The organism is Rhizobium sp. SU303, assembly GCF_021052345.1.
Taxonomy (GTDB): Bacteria; Pseudomonadota; Alphaproteobacteria; order Rhizobiales; family Rhizobiaceae; genus Rhizobium; species Rhizobium laguerreae.
Map to the genome: position 1 here is coordinate 76,637 of NZ_CP088098.1, position 13,274 is coordinate 89,910.

The 13,274-nt window shown below is 63.7% G+C and carries 11 protein-coding genes and 1 pseudogene; 6 read left to right on the forward strand and 6 right to left on the reverse strand.

Annotation, left to right across the window (positions count from 1 at the left end; all coding sequences use genetic code 11):
- Nucleotides 1–36: 36 nt before the first annotated feature.
- The 5 genes from RlegSU303_RS31800 to RlegSU303_RS31820 are packed head-to-tail and all read right to left on the reverse strand — an operon-like array spanning nucleotide 37 to nucleotide 5,947.
- Nucleotides 37–873, reverse strand: a complete 837-nt coding sequence (locus RlegSU303_RS31800; RefSeq protein ID WP_017958361.1) for an HpcH/HpaI aldolase/citrate lyase family protein — start codon at nucleotides 871–873, stop codon at nucleotides 37–39.
- A complete protein-coding gene (locus RlegSU303_RS31805; RefSeq protein ID WP_011654322.1) occupies nucleotides 870–1,322 on the reverse strand; it encodes a MaoC family dehydratase in 453 nt (150 codons plus the stop codon). The genes RlegSU303_RS31800 and RlegSU303_RS31805 overlap by 4 nt, the downstream gene beginning before the upstream one ends.
- The gene (locus tag RlegSU303_RS31810) at nucleotides 1,322–3,187 is read right to left on the reverse strand and encodes an acetyl/propionyl/methylcrotonyl-CoA carboxylase subunit alpha (RefSeq protein WP_231284130.1); all 1,866 of its coding nucleotides are present in this window, start codon (nucleotides 3,185–3,187) and stop codon (nucleotides 1,322–1,324) included. Before RlegSU303_RS31810 ends, RlegSU303_RS31805 begins: the two co-directional genes overlap by 1 nt.
- 7 nt (nucleotides 3,188–3,194) lie before the next feature.
- Entirely contained in the window at nucleotides 3,195–4,805 is a 1,611-nt protein-coding gene (locus RlegSU303_RS31815) for a carboxyl transferase domain-containing protein (RefSeq protein ID WP_017958364.1), read from the reverse strand.
- Nucleotides 4,802–5,947 (reverse strand): isovaleryl-CoA dehydrogenase, encoded by a 1,146-nt coding sequence (locus RlegSU303_RS31820; RefSeq protein WP_017958365.1) that lies wholly within the window; start codon nucleotides 5,945–5,947, stop codon nucleotides 4,802–4,804. Before RlegSU303_RS31820 ends, RlegSU303_RS31815 begins: the two co-directional genes overlap by 4 nt.
- A gap of 168 nt (nucleotides 5,948–6,115) precedes the next feature.
- On the opposite strand from RlegSU303_RS31820, the gene RlegSU303_RS31825 reads away from it, so the two are divergent.
- Nucleotides 6,116–6,376: a type II toxin-antitoxin system Phd/YefM family antitoxin gene (locus RlegSU303_RS31825; protein ID WP_011654326.1), complete on the forward strand. Its 261-nt coding sequence runs from the start codon at nucleotides 6,116–6,118 to the stop codon at nucleotides 6,374–6,376.
- Between the two features lie 309 nt (nucleotides 6,377–6,685).
- On the opposite strand, the pseudogene RlegSU303_RS31830 reads toward RlegSU303_RS31825, so the two are convergent.
- Nucleotides 6,686–7,755: pseudogene (locus RlegSU303_RS31830) on the reverse strand (AraC family transcriptional regulator).
- Nucleotides 7,756–7,837: 82 nt separating this feature from the next.
- Between RlegSU303_RS31830 and RlegSU303_RS31835 the strand changes: the two are divergent.
- The 5 genes from RlegSU303_RS31835 to RlegSU303_RS31855 all read left to right on the forward strand — a co-directional run bounded on the left by RlegSU303_RS31835 (nucleotide 7,838) and on the right by RlegSU303_RS31855 (nucleotide 13,273).
- Nucleotides 7,838–8,605 carry a 3-hydroxyacyl-CoA dehydrogenase gene (locus RlegSU303_RS31835; RefSeq protein ID WP_231284132.1) on the forward strand — a complete coding sequence of 256 codons (768 nt, stop codon included), beginning with the start codon at nucleotides 7,838–7,840 and terminating at the stop codon, nucleotides 8,603–8,605.
- A 23-nt stretch (nucleotides 8,606–8,628) separates the two neighbouring features.
- Entirely contained in the window at nucleotides 8,629–9,837 is a 1,209-nt protein-coding gene (locus RlegSU303_RS31840) for an acetyl-CoA C-acyltransferase (protein WP_026158427.1), read from the forward strand.
- On the forward strand, nucleotides 9,834–10,961 hold the full coding sequence (locus RlegSU303_RS31845; protein WP_231284133.1) for an acyl-CoA dehydrogenase family protein: 1,128 nt from the start codon (nucleotides 9,834–9,836) through the stop codon (nucleotides 10,959–10,961). Before RlegSU303_RS31840 ends, RlegSU303_RS31845 begins: the two co-directional genes overlap by 4 nt.
- A 64-nt stretch (nucleotides 10,962–11,025) precedes the next feature.
- Nucleotides 11,026–12,258, forward strand: a complete 1,233-nt coding sequence (locus RlegSU303_RS31850) for a thiamine pyrophosphate-dependent enzyme (RefSeq protein ID WP_017958370.1) — start codon at nucleotides 11,026–11,028, stop codon at nucleotides 12,256–12,258.
- 1 nt (nucleotide 12,259) lies between these two features.
- A complete protein-coding gene (locus RlegSU303_RS31855; RefSeq protein WP_017958371.1) occupies nucleotides 12,260–13,273 on the forward strand; it encodes an alpha-ketoacid dehydrogenase subunit beta in 1,014 nt (337 codons plus the stop codon).
- The last annotated feature ends 1 nt before the right edge of the window (nucleotide 13,274 follow it).

Genomic DNA, 13,274 nt, shown 5'->3' on the forward strand with positions numbered 1-13,274 from the left:
AGTCGGCTGAAGGCGGTCAAGCGGGCGGCATCCTGACTATCGCCCGGTGAGGTCCAGGATACGCATCGCGAGCTTGAGATGCGGCAAATCCAGCATGCGTCCGTCAAGCTGAATGACACCCGCGTCGGGCCTGGCGGCAAAGGCGGCGGCGACTTTCTCCGCCCAGGCGACCTCGGATGCATCCGGCGTGAACGCATGATTGATTACCTCGACCTGGCTCGGATGGATGGCCATCATGCCGGAAAAGCCATCGCGCCGGGCGCGGCCGACATAGGCCCTGAGACCGCCCAAATCGCGGAAATCGGGATAGACGGTGTCGATCGCCGGAACGGCGGCAGCATGGGCGCCAAACAGCACCAGCGAACGGGCAAGCTCGTAAGGCGGCGTATAACGGCCGTCCGTCCGTCGCGCGGTCGCAGCCCCCATGGCGGCCGGCAGATCCTCAGCCCCCCAGGTCAGGCCGCAGAGGCTGGTTGCGACGTCCCGGTAGCTGCCGATCTCGAAGATCGCGGATGGTGTTTCGGTTGCGATCGGCAAGATGGGAATTGCAGATGCAAGAGAGCCTGCGAGCTTCAGCACCGAAGCCGCACCCTCGGCCTTCGGCAGCACGATCGCGAAAGGATGAAGGCCGCTCAAAGCGGCAAGGTCGCCTTCGAATTCTGGCGAGGCGAGGGGATTGATGCGGATCAGGAGATTGGCCTCGCCGGCATGATGCAAGACGAACTCGTGCACGCTCTCGCGCGCTTTCGGCTTGTTTATGGGCGCAACCGAATCTTCCAGATCGAGAATGACGGCATCGGCGCCCGAGGCGAGCGCCTTCTCGAACCGCTCCGGCCGGTCGCCGGGCGCAAAGAGCAGCGAGCGCAGCCTCATGACGGCTTCACCTTCAGCATCGCCGTGCGCAGGCACTGGCAGACGATCTCGCCGCGCTGGTTCAGCGTGATATGCCGGAAGGTGACGATGCCGGCATCGGGGCGGGAGTTCGAGCGACGCAGCTCCATCACCTCCGTTTCCACCCGCAGCGTATCGCCGATGAAGACCGGCTTTGGCATCGTTACCTTGTCATAGCCGAGATTGGCGACGAGCGTGCCGAGCGTGGTGTCGCCGACCGAAAGGCCGACGGTGAGCGCAAAAGTGAAGGTGCCGTTGACGACGATCCGGCCGAATTCGGTGCCGGCCGCATAGTCAGCATCGAGATGCAGCGGCTGCGGATTGTGGGAAAGCGTCGTGAAGAGCAGATTGTCGGTCTCGGTGACCGTACGGCGGATGTCGTGGGCGATGCGGTCGCCGACCGTCCACTCGTCGAAATAACGGCCGGCCATCAATCCTGCTCCTTCACAATGCTGACGACCAGCTGGTTTTCCGAGACCCTGATCCCCGAGGAAACCTGCAGTTTCTCGACGATGCCGTCGAAGGGTGCGCGCAGTGAATGTTCCATTTTCATCGCTTCGACTGTCAGCAGGCGGTCCCCCTTGGCGACACGATCGCCTTCGGCGACATCCACCGAAATGACGAGGCCGGGCATGGGTGACAGGATCGCGCCATCGCCGGCGCCCTGACTTGCCTCGACTTCACTTGCGACGGGCAGGCTGATCGGCCAGGCATTACCGGCGTCGAAAAGCACCGTCGTTTCACCGATCGTGACGGTATTTGCCTCGAGCTCCGGACGTGATTGCCCCCAATGGAGGTGATCGCCGATACGGATGCGCACCCTCTTGTCATCCGCGCCGGCGATGCGGAACCCGGTCAGCGCGGTCCAGGGATCATTATCGGTGTTCTTTAAAAGCGCCGTCGCCGCGCTATCGATTGCCGTTTCGCTCGGCTCCGTCGCCACAAGCCTGTCGTCATGGCGGTCGAGAAAGCCGGTATCGATCCGTGCTGCGCGAAAATCCGGATCGACAGCGATGCGGGCGAGAAGGCCGGCATTGGATCTGACCGGCCAGACCTCGATGCCGGCGCAGGCGGCTGCGAGCTTCGAAAGTGCCGCCTCGCGGTGCGGCCCGTGGGCGACGATCTTGGCAATCATCGGGTCATAGAAGGCGGTGATTTCGTCCCCTTGCTCGACGCCGCTATCGACGCGGATTGTGTCAGGGAGGCGCAGATGTTCGAGCCGGCCTGTCGACGGCAGATAGCCGGCGGCGGGATTTTCGGCATAGAGCCGGGCTTCGAAGGCCCAGCCGTTCATGGCGATCTCGTCCTGCATTTTTGGCAGCGGTTCGCCGCTAGCGACCTTCAACTGCCAGAGCACCAGATCCTCGCCTGATATTGCCTCGGTGACCGGGTGTTCCACCTGCAGGCGGGTGTTCATCTCCATGAACCAGATGCGATCTTCGCGAAGGCCTTCCGAGGCATCAGCGATGAATTCGATGGTGCCGGCGCCGACATAGTTGACCGCTCTTGCGGCTTTCACCGCTGCATCGCAGATCGCTGCCCGGGTGGCGGCATCAAGGCCGGGGGCAGGGGCCTCCTCGATGACCTTCTGGTGACGGCGCTGCAGTGAACAATCGCGTTCGAACAGATGAACGCAATTTCCGAGCTTGTCGGCGAAAACCTGCACCTCGATATGGCGCGGATTGGCGATATAGCGTTCGATCAGAACGCGGTCGTCGCCGAAGGCGGAGGCCGCCTCGCGGCGGCAGGAGGCGAGACGTTCGGCGAAATCCTGCGGGCGATCGACGCGGCGCATGCCCTTGCCGCCGCCGCCGGCGACCGCCTTGATAAGCACGGGATAACCGATGTTTTCCGCCTCGGCCGCCAGCCTCTCTTCGCTCTGGTCCGCGCCCATATAGCCGGGGGTCACGGGCACGCCGGATGCCTGCATCAATTCCTTCGCCGCGTCCTTGAGCCCCATCGCCCGGATTGCAGCCGGGTGCGCTCCGACCCAGAGGATCCCAGCCTTTTCCACCGCTTCGGCAAACGCGGCGTTTTCCGAAAGGAAGCCGTAACCGGGGTGGATCGCCGCAGCGCCGGTTTTCCGGGCGGCATCGAGGATGCGTTCCTGCGAGAGATAACTTTCGCGGGCCGGCGAGGGGCCGATGGCAATCGCCTCGTCCGCCTCGCTGACGAAGGGCAGGCCGGCATCGGCCTCGGAATAGACGGCGATGGTGCGGATGCCGAGCATCTTGGCCGTGCGGATGATGCGGCGAGCGATTTCGCCCCTGTTGGCAATGAGAAGGCTTTCCATCATTGACGCCTCACATCCTGAACAGGCCGAAGCGCGGCCCTTTCGGGATCGGCGCATTCAGGCAGGCGGAAAAGGCAAGGCCCAGCACATCACGGGTCTGGCGCGGATCGATGATGCCGTCGTCCCAGAGGCGGGCCGTGGCATAATAGGGATTGCCCTCGGCCTCGTAGCCGGCGCGGATCGGCGCCTTGAAGGCCTCCTCCTGTTCAATAGGCCAATTCTCACCGCGCGCCTCCATGGAGTCCCGGCGGATTGTGGCGAGCACCGAGGCCGCCTGTTCGCCGCCCATCACGCTGATGCGGCTGTTCGGCCAGGTGAAGAGGAAGCGCGGGCGATAGGCGCGGCCGCACATGCCGTAGTTGCCGGCGCCGAAGCTGCCGCCGATGATGACCGTGACCTTCGGCACGCTCGCGGTCGCAACCGCCGTCACCAGCTTTGCCCCATCCTTGGCGATGCCGCCGGCCTCATAGCGGCCTCCGACCATGAAGCCGGAGATATTTTGCAGAAACAGCAAAGGTATGCGGCGCTGGCAGGCGAGCTCGATGAAATGCGCGCCCTTCAGCGCGCTTTCGGAAAACAGCACGCCGTTATTGGCGATGACGGCGACGGGCATGCCCCAGATGCGGGCGAAGCCGCAGACCAGCGTGGTGCCGTAGAGCGGCTTGAACTCGTGCAGTTCCGAGCCATCGACGATCCGGCCGATGACCTCGCGCACATCATAGGGCGAGCGCACATCCTCCGGGATGAGGCCGCAGAGATCCTCGGGATCGAGTTTCGGCGGCCGTGGCTGCTGCAGGTCGATATCGACTGATTTCACGCTGTTGAGAGTACCTGCGATATCGCGAACGAGCAGCAGCGCATGTTCGTCGTTCTCGGCCACATGATCGACGACGCCGGAGCGGCGGCCGTGGGTTTCGGCGCCGCCGAGCTCTTCGGCCGAAATGATCTCACCGGTCGCCGCCTTCACCAGCGGCGGGCCGGCGAGGAAGATCGTGCCCTGATTGCGCACGATGACCGTTTCGTCGGACATGGCGGGCACATAGGCGCCACCGGCGGTGCAGCTTCCCATGACGCAGGCGATCTGTGGAATTCCCTCGGCCGACATCTGCGCCTGGTTGTAGAAGATCGCGCCGAAATGGTCACGGTCGGGAAAGACTTCGGCCTGATGCGGAAGATTGGCGCCGCCGCTATCGACCAGATAGAGACAGGGCAGCCGGTTCTGCAGGGCGATCTCCTGCGCCCGCAGATGTTTCTTCACCGTCATCGGGAAATAGGCGCCGCCCTTCACCGTCGCGTCATTGGCGACGATCATCACCTCGCGGCCGGCAACGCGGCCGATGCCTGATATGATGCCGGCGCCCGGCGCCTCACCATCATACATACCGTTGGCCGCCAGCGTGCCGATCTCCAGGAACGGGCTGCCGGCATCGATGAGCAGCTGGATACGATCGCGCGGCAGGAGCTTGCCCTTGTCAGTATGGCGCTCGCGCGCTGTTTGCGATCCGCCCTCGCGCGCTTTCGCCGAACGATTGTGGAGCTCGTCGATCAGGGCTTTGTTCTTGCTGACATTGGCCTTGAAGCTGTCGCTATCGCGGTCGATCGCAGTCGAAATCACCGTCATGACGCAATGAGCTCCCGGCCGATCAGGTAGCGGCGGATCTCGTTGGTGCCGGCGCCGATATCGTAGAGCTTGGCGTCGCGCAAAAAGCGTTCGACCGGCCATTCCTTGGTATAGCCGGCGCCGCCGAGCGCCTGGATCGCTTCCAGCGAGACCTTCACGGCATTTTCGCTGGCAAAGAGGATCGCGGCAGCAGCATCGGTGCGCGTCGCGCGGCCGGCATCGCAGGCGCGGGCGACGGAATAGACATAGGCACGCGCCGAATTCAGCGCCACATACATGTCGGCGATCTTGCCCTGCATCAGCTGGAAATCGCCGATCGCTTTGCCGAATTGCTTGCGATCGCGCACATAGGGCAGCACGACATCGAGGCAGGCTTGCATGATGCCGAGCGGCCCGCCGGCAAGCACGGCACGCTCATAATCGAGGCCGGACATCAGGATCTTCACGCCTTCTCCCTCCCGGCCCATCAGCGCCTCGGCCGGCACCGCGCAATCCTCGAAGACCAGTTCGGCCGTATCGCTGCCGCGCATGCCGAGTTTAGAAAGCTTCTTCGAGACGCTAAAGCCGGGCAGACCTTTTTCGATGATCAAGGCGGAAATGCCTTTCGGGCCGGCTGCGGGATCGGTTTTGGCATAAACGACCAGCACGTCGGCATGCGGTGCATTGGTGATCCAGAACTTGGTGCCGTTCAGAATATAGCGATCGCCTTTTTTCTCGGCGCGCAACCGCATGGAGACGACATCGGAACCGGCGCCGACCTCCGACATGGCGAGCGAGCCGACATGTTCGCCGGAGATCAGCTTCGGCAGATAGCGGCGCTTTTGTTCCGGCGAGGCCCAGCGGCGGATCTGGTTGACGCAGAGATTGGAATGGGCGCCGTAACTGAGCCCCACGGAGGCCGAGGCGCGCGAAACTTCCTCCATGGCGACGACATGATCGAGATAACCAAGACCGGCGCCACCGAATTCTTCCTCGACGGTGATCCCATGCAGGCCGAGCGCACCCATCTCGGGCCAGAGCTGGCGTGGAAACGTGTTGCTTTCGTCGATCTCCGCAGCCAGCGGAGCAATATGATCGGCGGCAAACCGCGCCGTCGTTTCACGGATCGCGTCCGCGGTTTCGCCGAGCGAAAAATCAAACATGGCACTCCTCCCGCTGGAATATGTAGCGCGGGTTGCGGCGGGGTCAAAGTGCCCTTGAATGATGCGGCCGAAGAGCCTTGCGAATTCTTGTCGAGGGTGCGTGAGCGTCATTTTCTTGAAAATATGGAAAATATGGAATATATGGAAATTAAACCGGAGACGATAATCATGCGGCAGTTCACGACAGGTGATCTCAATAAACAGATTGGTGATGTCACCGATGTCGCGAGCCGCGAGCCGGTTATTCTCACCCGCCACAACAAGCCACGTTTCGTGCTGATGAGCTATGAGCACTATCAGCGAATGCGCAGCGGCGGGGACCCGCGACGTGCCCATCACATTTCGGAGATGCCGGACGAGCATGCCGAATTGTTCGACGAGGCGATTGAGCGGCTGGCGCGCGGTGAAAGCTACGACGATGAGCCATGAGTTTCGTCCTGGGCTCTGTTGAAGAGAGTCTATTGCGCCTCCCGACTTCGGCACGTTGGATGCCTGTGAGGTAGTAAACAGCAACCTCGTCCGGTATATTTTGCTCGTGACGAAAACGCGGCGCTGCGACATATCCCTTCTCCCCAGCGGGGAGAAGATGCCGGCAAGCAGATGAGGGGGTGAGCAGCAGAGCTGCGAATGCGCTGAGCGTCAGCGAAGGGCAATAACGAATGACGTGCCGTGTGGCCCCCTCATCCGACCCTTCGGGCCACCTTCTCCCCGCTGGGGAGAAAAGGGAGCAAGCTCGGCCTACCTAGCGCCGGCCTGCGACTCCGTTTCCTCCCGACGAAAGGCTTCGGGGCTCTTGCCCATCCATTTCCGGAAGGCCCGGAAGAAGGCGCTCGGCTCGGAATAGCCGAGCTGCACGGCAATCTCGCCGATGGTCTTCGGCGTGTTCAGCAGCAGTTCGACGGCGAGGTCGCGGCGGATGTCGTCCTTGATGGCGGCATAACTTTGTCCCTCGTCGCGCAGGCGGTGGCGGAGCGTGGAGGGCGGCATGCGCATATCGGCGGCAAGCGTGGCGAAGCTCGACCAGGCAGCCGGCGTGGCCAGATTCAGTCGGCGGCGGACGGCGGCGGCGATACCGGCATCATAGCGATAGCGCACCAGAATATTGGCGGGCGCGCCGCGCAGGAACTGTTTGAGCGCCTGTTCGCTGCGCGCCACCGGCAGGTCGAGCAAGGCGCTGTCGAAGCCGAGCCGGCTGATCGGTTGCGAGAAACGCACCGGGGCGCCGAAGAAGAGCCGGTAGTCGGCCCCTTGTTTGGGTTCCGCGCAGCGGAAATCGACGAGGCGGATCGGAATGCGCCGGCCGACCAGCCAGCAGATGATGCCGTGCAGGATGATCCAGTAGGTGCGGTAGGCGAAGGCCGAACGCGGGCCGCCGGCGTCGCTGAGTTCGATCTCGGCCAGACCGTCGCGGATGACGAGCCGTCCCCGGGGGTCGTCGAGCACGACATCGAGGAAGCGTAGCGCCCGGCGGAGCGCATGACCCAGCGTCGGCGCATGCAGCACAGAGTGGCAGAGCAGCGTGAAGCTGCCGCTGCGCATCGGCCGTGCGCCCATGCCGAAGAATTCATCGTCGAGCTCGGCAGCGATCGCCAGCCAGAGCGCGCCATAAGTCTCCGCCGAAACCGGCTGATCGACCGGGGATGCCAGGCCGACGCGGGCAAGGATCGGCGCCGTCGGCTTGCCGAGCCGCCGCAGGCTGTCGAGTGCCTCCTCCACGAAGCCCAGCGCGATCATGCGTCGCTCGATCTCGGCCATATTCTATCCTCGCTATGGCAAAACTGGCCGAAATAATGGAGCAGTTCTGTCATCGCTTGCAATAGGTGGAGCGAATAGAATCGTATCCGCCGGTTGCGCTTGGAGGGGGCGCGGTCGGCAGGGAGGAAGAGATTCATGCTGATCCGTGGAGCAAGTTTCATCGTGACCGGCGGCGGCTCCGGCTTGGGCGCGGCAACAGTGCGCGCGCTTGTGGAGGCCGGCGGGCGCGTGACGATCGCCGATCTCAATATGCAAGCGGGCGAAGAGATTGCCCGGGAATTCGGAAGCGATGCCTGCTTCGTCAAGGCCGATGTGACCGATGGCGAGGAGGGGGCGGCGGTGGTTGCCGCCGCCGTCGAAGCCTTTGGCAGCCTGCGCGGATTGGTGAATTGCGCGGGCGTGGCGCCGGCCGAGAAGGTGATCGGTCGCGACGGACCGCACCGGCTGGAGAGTTTTGCGCGCACGGTCGGCATCAATCTCATCGGCACGTTCAACATGATCCGGCTGGCCGCCGCAGCGATCCAGACGACCGAGCCGGATGCGGAAGGCGAACGTGGCGTCATCGTCAATACGGCCTCGGTTGCCGCCTTCGATGGCCAGATCGGCCAGGCAGCCTATGCCGCCTCCAAGGGCGGGGTGGCGGCGATGACCTTGCCGATCGCCCGCGAGCTTGCACGTCACGGCATTCGCGTCGTCGCGATCGCGCCCGGCATTTTCGAGACGCCGATGATGGCTGATATGCCGGCCGAGGTTCAGGCAGCACTCGGCAAGAGCGTGCCCTTTCCGCCGCGGCTCGGCCGTCCGGCGGAATTTGCCGGGCTGGTGCGTCATATCTTTGAAAACAGCATGCTGAACGGCGAGGTCATCCGCCTCGACGGCGCATTGCGGATGGGCGCGCGCTGAGCGTGTTGCCCAGAGGAGGAAACATTACCTTGCAGGATCCCATCGTTATCGTCGGTGCGGCGCGCACCCCGATCGGCAGCTTTCAGGGAGAGCTGAAGGAGGCGACTGCGCCGGAACTCGGAGCAACCGCGATCCGGGCGGCACTGCAGCGGAGCCGCGTCGAGGCCGAGGCGATCGAGGAGGTCGTCTTCGGCTGTGTGCTGCCGGCGGGGCAGGGGCAGGCGCCGGCGCGCCAGGCGGCGATCCATGCCGGCCTGCCCTTCGCGACCGCGGCCAGCACCGTCAACAAGATGTGCGGCTCGGGCATGAAGGCGGTCATGATGGCGCATGACCTGATCGCCGCCGGCAGCGCCTCCGTGGCGGTTGCAGGCGGCATGGAAAGCATGACGAATGCGCCCTATCTTCTTGACAAGGCCCGTGGCGGTTACAGGCTCGGCCATGGGCGTGTCGTGGATCACATGTTCCTCGACGGGCTGGAGGATGCTTATGACAAGGGGCGCTTGATGGGCAGCTTCGCGGAGGATTGCGCCGAGGCCTATCAGTTCACGCGCGAGGCGCAGGACAACTACGCGATCGCCTCGCTGACGCGGGCGCAGAAGGCGATTGCCGAAGGCTGTTTCGACAGCGAGATCGCGCCGGTTACGATGAAATCGGGCAAAGCCGAGCAGGTGGCGAGCCGAGATGAACAACCCGGCAAGGCGAAGCTTGACAAGATCCCGACGCTGAAGCCCGCCTTCCGCGACGGCGGCACGGTGACCGCCGCCAATTCCAGCTCGATCTCCGATGGCGCGGCAGCCCTGGTGCTGATGCGCCGCTCCGAGGCGGAGCGCCGCGGCCTGAAGCCGCTTGCGACGATCCTTGGTCATGCCACCCATTCGCAGGCGCCCAATCTTTTTGCCACCGCGCCGATCGGCGCGCTGCAGAAGCTGTCCGATCGCACCGGCCTGCCGCTGTCGGAGGTCGATCTGTTTGAAATCAACGAGGCTTTCGCCGTCGTCGCCATGGCGGCGATGCGTGATCTCGACCTGCCGCATGAAAAGGTCAACGTGCATGGCGGCGCGTGCGCGCTCGGCCATCCGATCGGCGCTTCAGGAGCCCGGATTCTGGTGACGCTGCTTGCCGCACTGGAGCGATACGACCTGAAGCGCGGCATGGCCGCGCTCTGCATCGGCGGCGGCGAGGCGACGGCTGTCGCCATCGAGCGGCACGAGCGGGGAGGGCGGAACAGATGATCCTTTCCGACCTCCAGCAGCAAATCTCAGATCTCGCCCGCGACTTTGCCCGCGACCGGTTGGCGCCGGGGGCGGCCAAACGCGACCGGGAGCATCTTTTCCCGCGCGAGGAATTGAAGGAAATGGGCGAACTCGGGCTGCTCGGCATGCTGGTGCCGGAAGCCTATGGGGGATCGGATACGGGTGTGACTGCCTATGCGGCGGCGCTGGAGGAGATTGCCGCCGGCGACGGGCCGTGTTCGACGATCATGAGCGTGCACAGCTCTGTCGGCTGCGTGCCGATCCTCAAATTCGGAACCGAAGAGCAGCGGCAGCGCTTCCTGCCGAAACTGGCCAGCGGCGAATGGATCGGCGGCTTTGCGTTGACCGAGCCGCAGGCCGGTTCCGATGCCTCGAATCTGAAGACCCGGGCGCGGCGTGACAGTGACCACTACGTGCTCGACGGCTCCAAGCAATTCATCACCTCGGGAAAGAACGGCGATATCATCATCGTCTTTGCCGTCACCGATCCCGATGTCGGCAAGAAGGGCATCACCGCCTTTATCGTGCCGACCGATACGCCGGGCTACGAGGTGATCCGTGTTGAGGAAAAGCTTGGGCTGCATTCCTCCGATACCTGCCAGATCGCCTTCAACAGCATGCGCATCCCGGCAGAACTCAGGCTCGGTGCGGAAGGCGAGGGCTATCGCATCGCGCTCGCCAATCTCGAGGGCGGGCGGATCGGCATCGCGGCACAGGCCGTCGGCATGGCGCGGGCGGCCTTCGAGGCGGCGCGCGACTATGCCAAAGAGCGCACAGCCTTCGGCAAGCCGATCGTCGAGCATCAGGCCGTTGCCTTCCGCCTTGCCGACATGGCGGTCCGGATCGAGGCGGCGCGGCAGCTGGTTTTTCATGCCGCCTCGCTCAGAGAGGCTGGGCTGCCCTGCCTTTCGGAAGCCTCGATGGCGAAACTCTTTGCCTCCGAGATGGCCGAGCGCGTCTGCTCAGACGCGATCCAGATCCATGGAGGTTATGGCTACATGGCCGATTATCCGGTCGAGCGCATCTATCGCGATGTGCGCATCTGCCAGATCTATGAAGGAACGAGCGACGTGCAGCGCATGGTGATCGCCCGCAATCTATAAGAACCACATCCGGCCCTGCTTCCGGAGGAGGGGAGCAGGCCGGCAAAGGGAGGAAAGAAAAAGCATGGTGGATTCCGCTCGTTTGAGCCTGCATGTCCCCGAACCCGCCGTTCGCCCCGGCGGTCAGCCCGATTTTTCCAACGTCAAGATTGCCAAGGCTGGTTCCGTGCCGCGGCCGGAGGTGGATGTTGCATCCGAAGATATCCGTGACCTTGCCTATTCCATCATCCGCGTTTTGAATCGCGAGGGCGAGGCGGTCGGTCCCTGGGCTGGGTCGCTTTCCGATGAGGCGTTGCTGACCGGGCTTCGCGACATGATGAAGCTGCGTGCCTTCGACGCCCGCATGCTGATGGCGCAGCGGCAGGGCAAGACCTCCTTCTATATGCAGCATCTCGGTGAAGAAGCCGTCAGCTGCGCCTTCCGCAAGGCGCTCGAGAAGGGCGATATGAATTTCCCGACCTATCGCCAGGCAGGCCTGCTGATTGCCGACGACTATCCGATGGTCGAGATGATGAACCAGATCTACTCGAACGAGAGCGATCCTCTGCGCGGCCGGCAACTGCCGATCATGTATTCCTCCAAGGAGCACGGCTTCTTCACCATCTCGGGCAATCTCGCCACCCAATATGTGCAGGCCGTCGGCTGGGCGATGGCTTCGGCGATCAAGAACGACAGCCGCATTGCCGCCGCCTGGATCGGCGACGGATCGACGGCGGAATCGGATTTCCACTCGGCGCTCGTTTTCGCCTCGACCTACAAGGCGCCGGTCATCCTCAACATCGTCAACAATCAGTGGGCGATCTCGACCTTCCAGGGCATTGCCCGCGGCGGTTCCGGCACCTTCGCCGCTCGCGGCCTTGGCTTCGGTATTCCGGCGCTGCGTGTCGACGGAAACGACTATCTCGCCGTCCATGCCGTCGCCTACTGGGCGGCCGAGCGCGCGCGGCGCAATCTCGGGCCGACGCTGATCGAATATGTGACCTACCGCGTCGGTGCGCATTCGACCTCCGACGATCCAAGCGCCTATCGGCCCAAGACGGAATCGGAGGCCTGGCCGCTCGGCGATCCCGTGCTGCGGCTCAAGAAACATCTGATCGTCAAGGGCGCATGGTCGGAGCAACGGCATGTGCAGGCCGAAGCCGAAATCATGGACGAGGTGATCGAGGCGCAGCGCCAAGCAGAGGCGCATGGCACGCTGCATGCCGGCGGCAGGCCTTCGGTGCGCGACATTTTCGAGGGCGTCTATGCCGAGATGCCGCCGCATATCCGCCGCCAGCGACAGAAGGCGGGGTACTGACATGGCCAGAATGACGATGATCGAGGCCGTGCGCAGTGCCATGGATGTGTCGATGGCACGTGACGACAATGTCGTTGTTTTCGGCGAGGATGTCGGCTATTTCGGCGGCGTCTTTCGCAGCACACAGGGCCTGCAGGCAAAATACGGCAGAACGCGCTGCTTCGATACGCCGATCAGCGAATCCGGCATCGTCGGCACGGCGATCGGCATGGCCGCCTACGGGCTGAAGCCCTGTGTCGAAATCCAGTTCGCCGATTACATGTATCCCGCCTATGACCAGCTGACGCAGGAGGCGGCGCGCATCCGCTACCGTTCCAACGGCGATTTCACCTGCCCGATCGTCGTGCGCATGCCGACCGGCGGCGGTATCTTCGGCGGCCAGACGCACAGCCAGAGCCCGGAGGCGCTTTTTACCCATGTCTGCGGGCTGAAAGTGATCGTGCCGTCCAATCCCTATGACGCCAAGGGCCTGCTGATCGCGGCGATCGAGGATCCCGACCCCGTCATGTTCCTGGAGCCGAAGCGGCTCTACAACGGCCCCTTCGACGGCCATCACGAGCGGCCGGTGACGCCGTGGTCGAAACACGACCTCGGAGAGGTGCCCGATGGCCATTACACCATCCCGATCGGCAAGGCCGAAGTGCGGCGCGCGGGATCGGCGGTGACAGTGGTTGCCTACGGCACCATGGTGCATGTGGCGCTTGCTGCGGCCGAGGATGCCGGCATCGATGCCGAGGTGATCGATTTGAGAAGCCTGCTGCCGCTCGATCTCGATACGATTGTCAAATCGGTCTCGAAGACGGGACGCTGCGTGGTCGTGCATGAGGCAACTTTGACGTCGGGCTTCGGCGCCGAAGTCGCGGCGCTGGTGCAGGAGCATTGCTTCTATCATCTCGAAGCGCCGGTCGTGCGCGTTGCCGGCTGGGACACGCCCTATCCGCATGCGCAGGAGTGGGACTATTTCCCCGGTCCAGGCCGTGTCGGGCGGGCGCTTGCCGAAGTCATGGAGGCCTGAG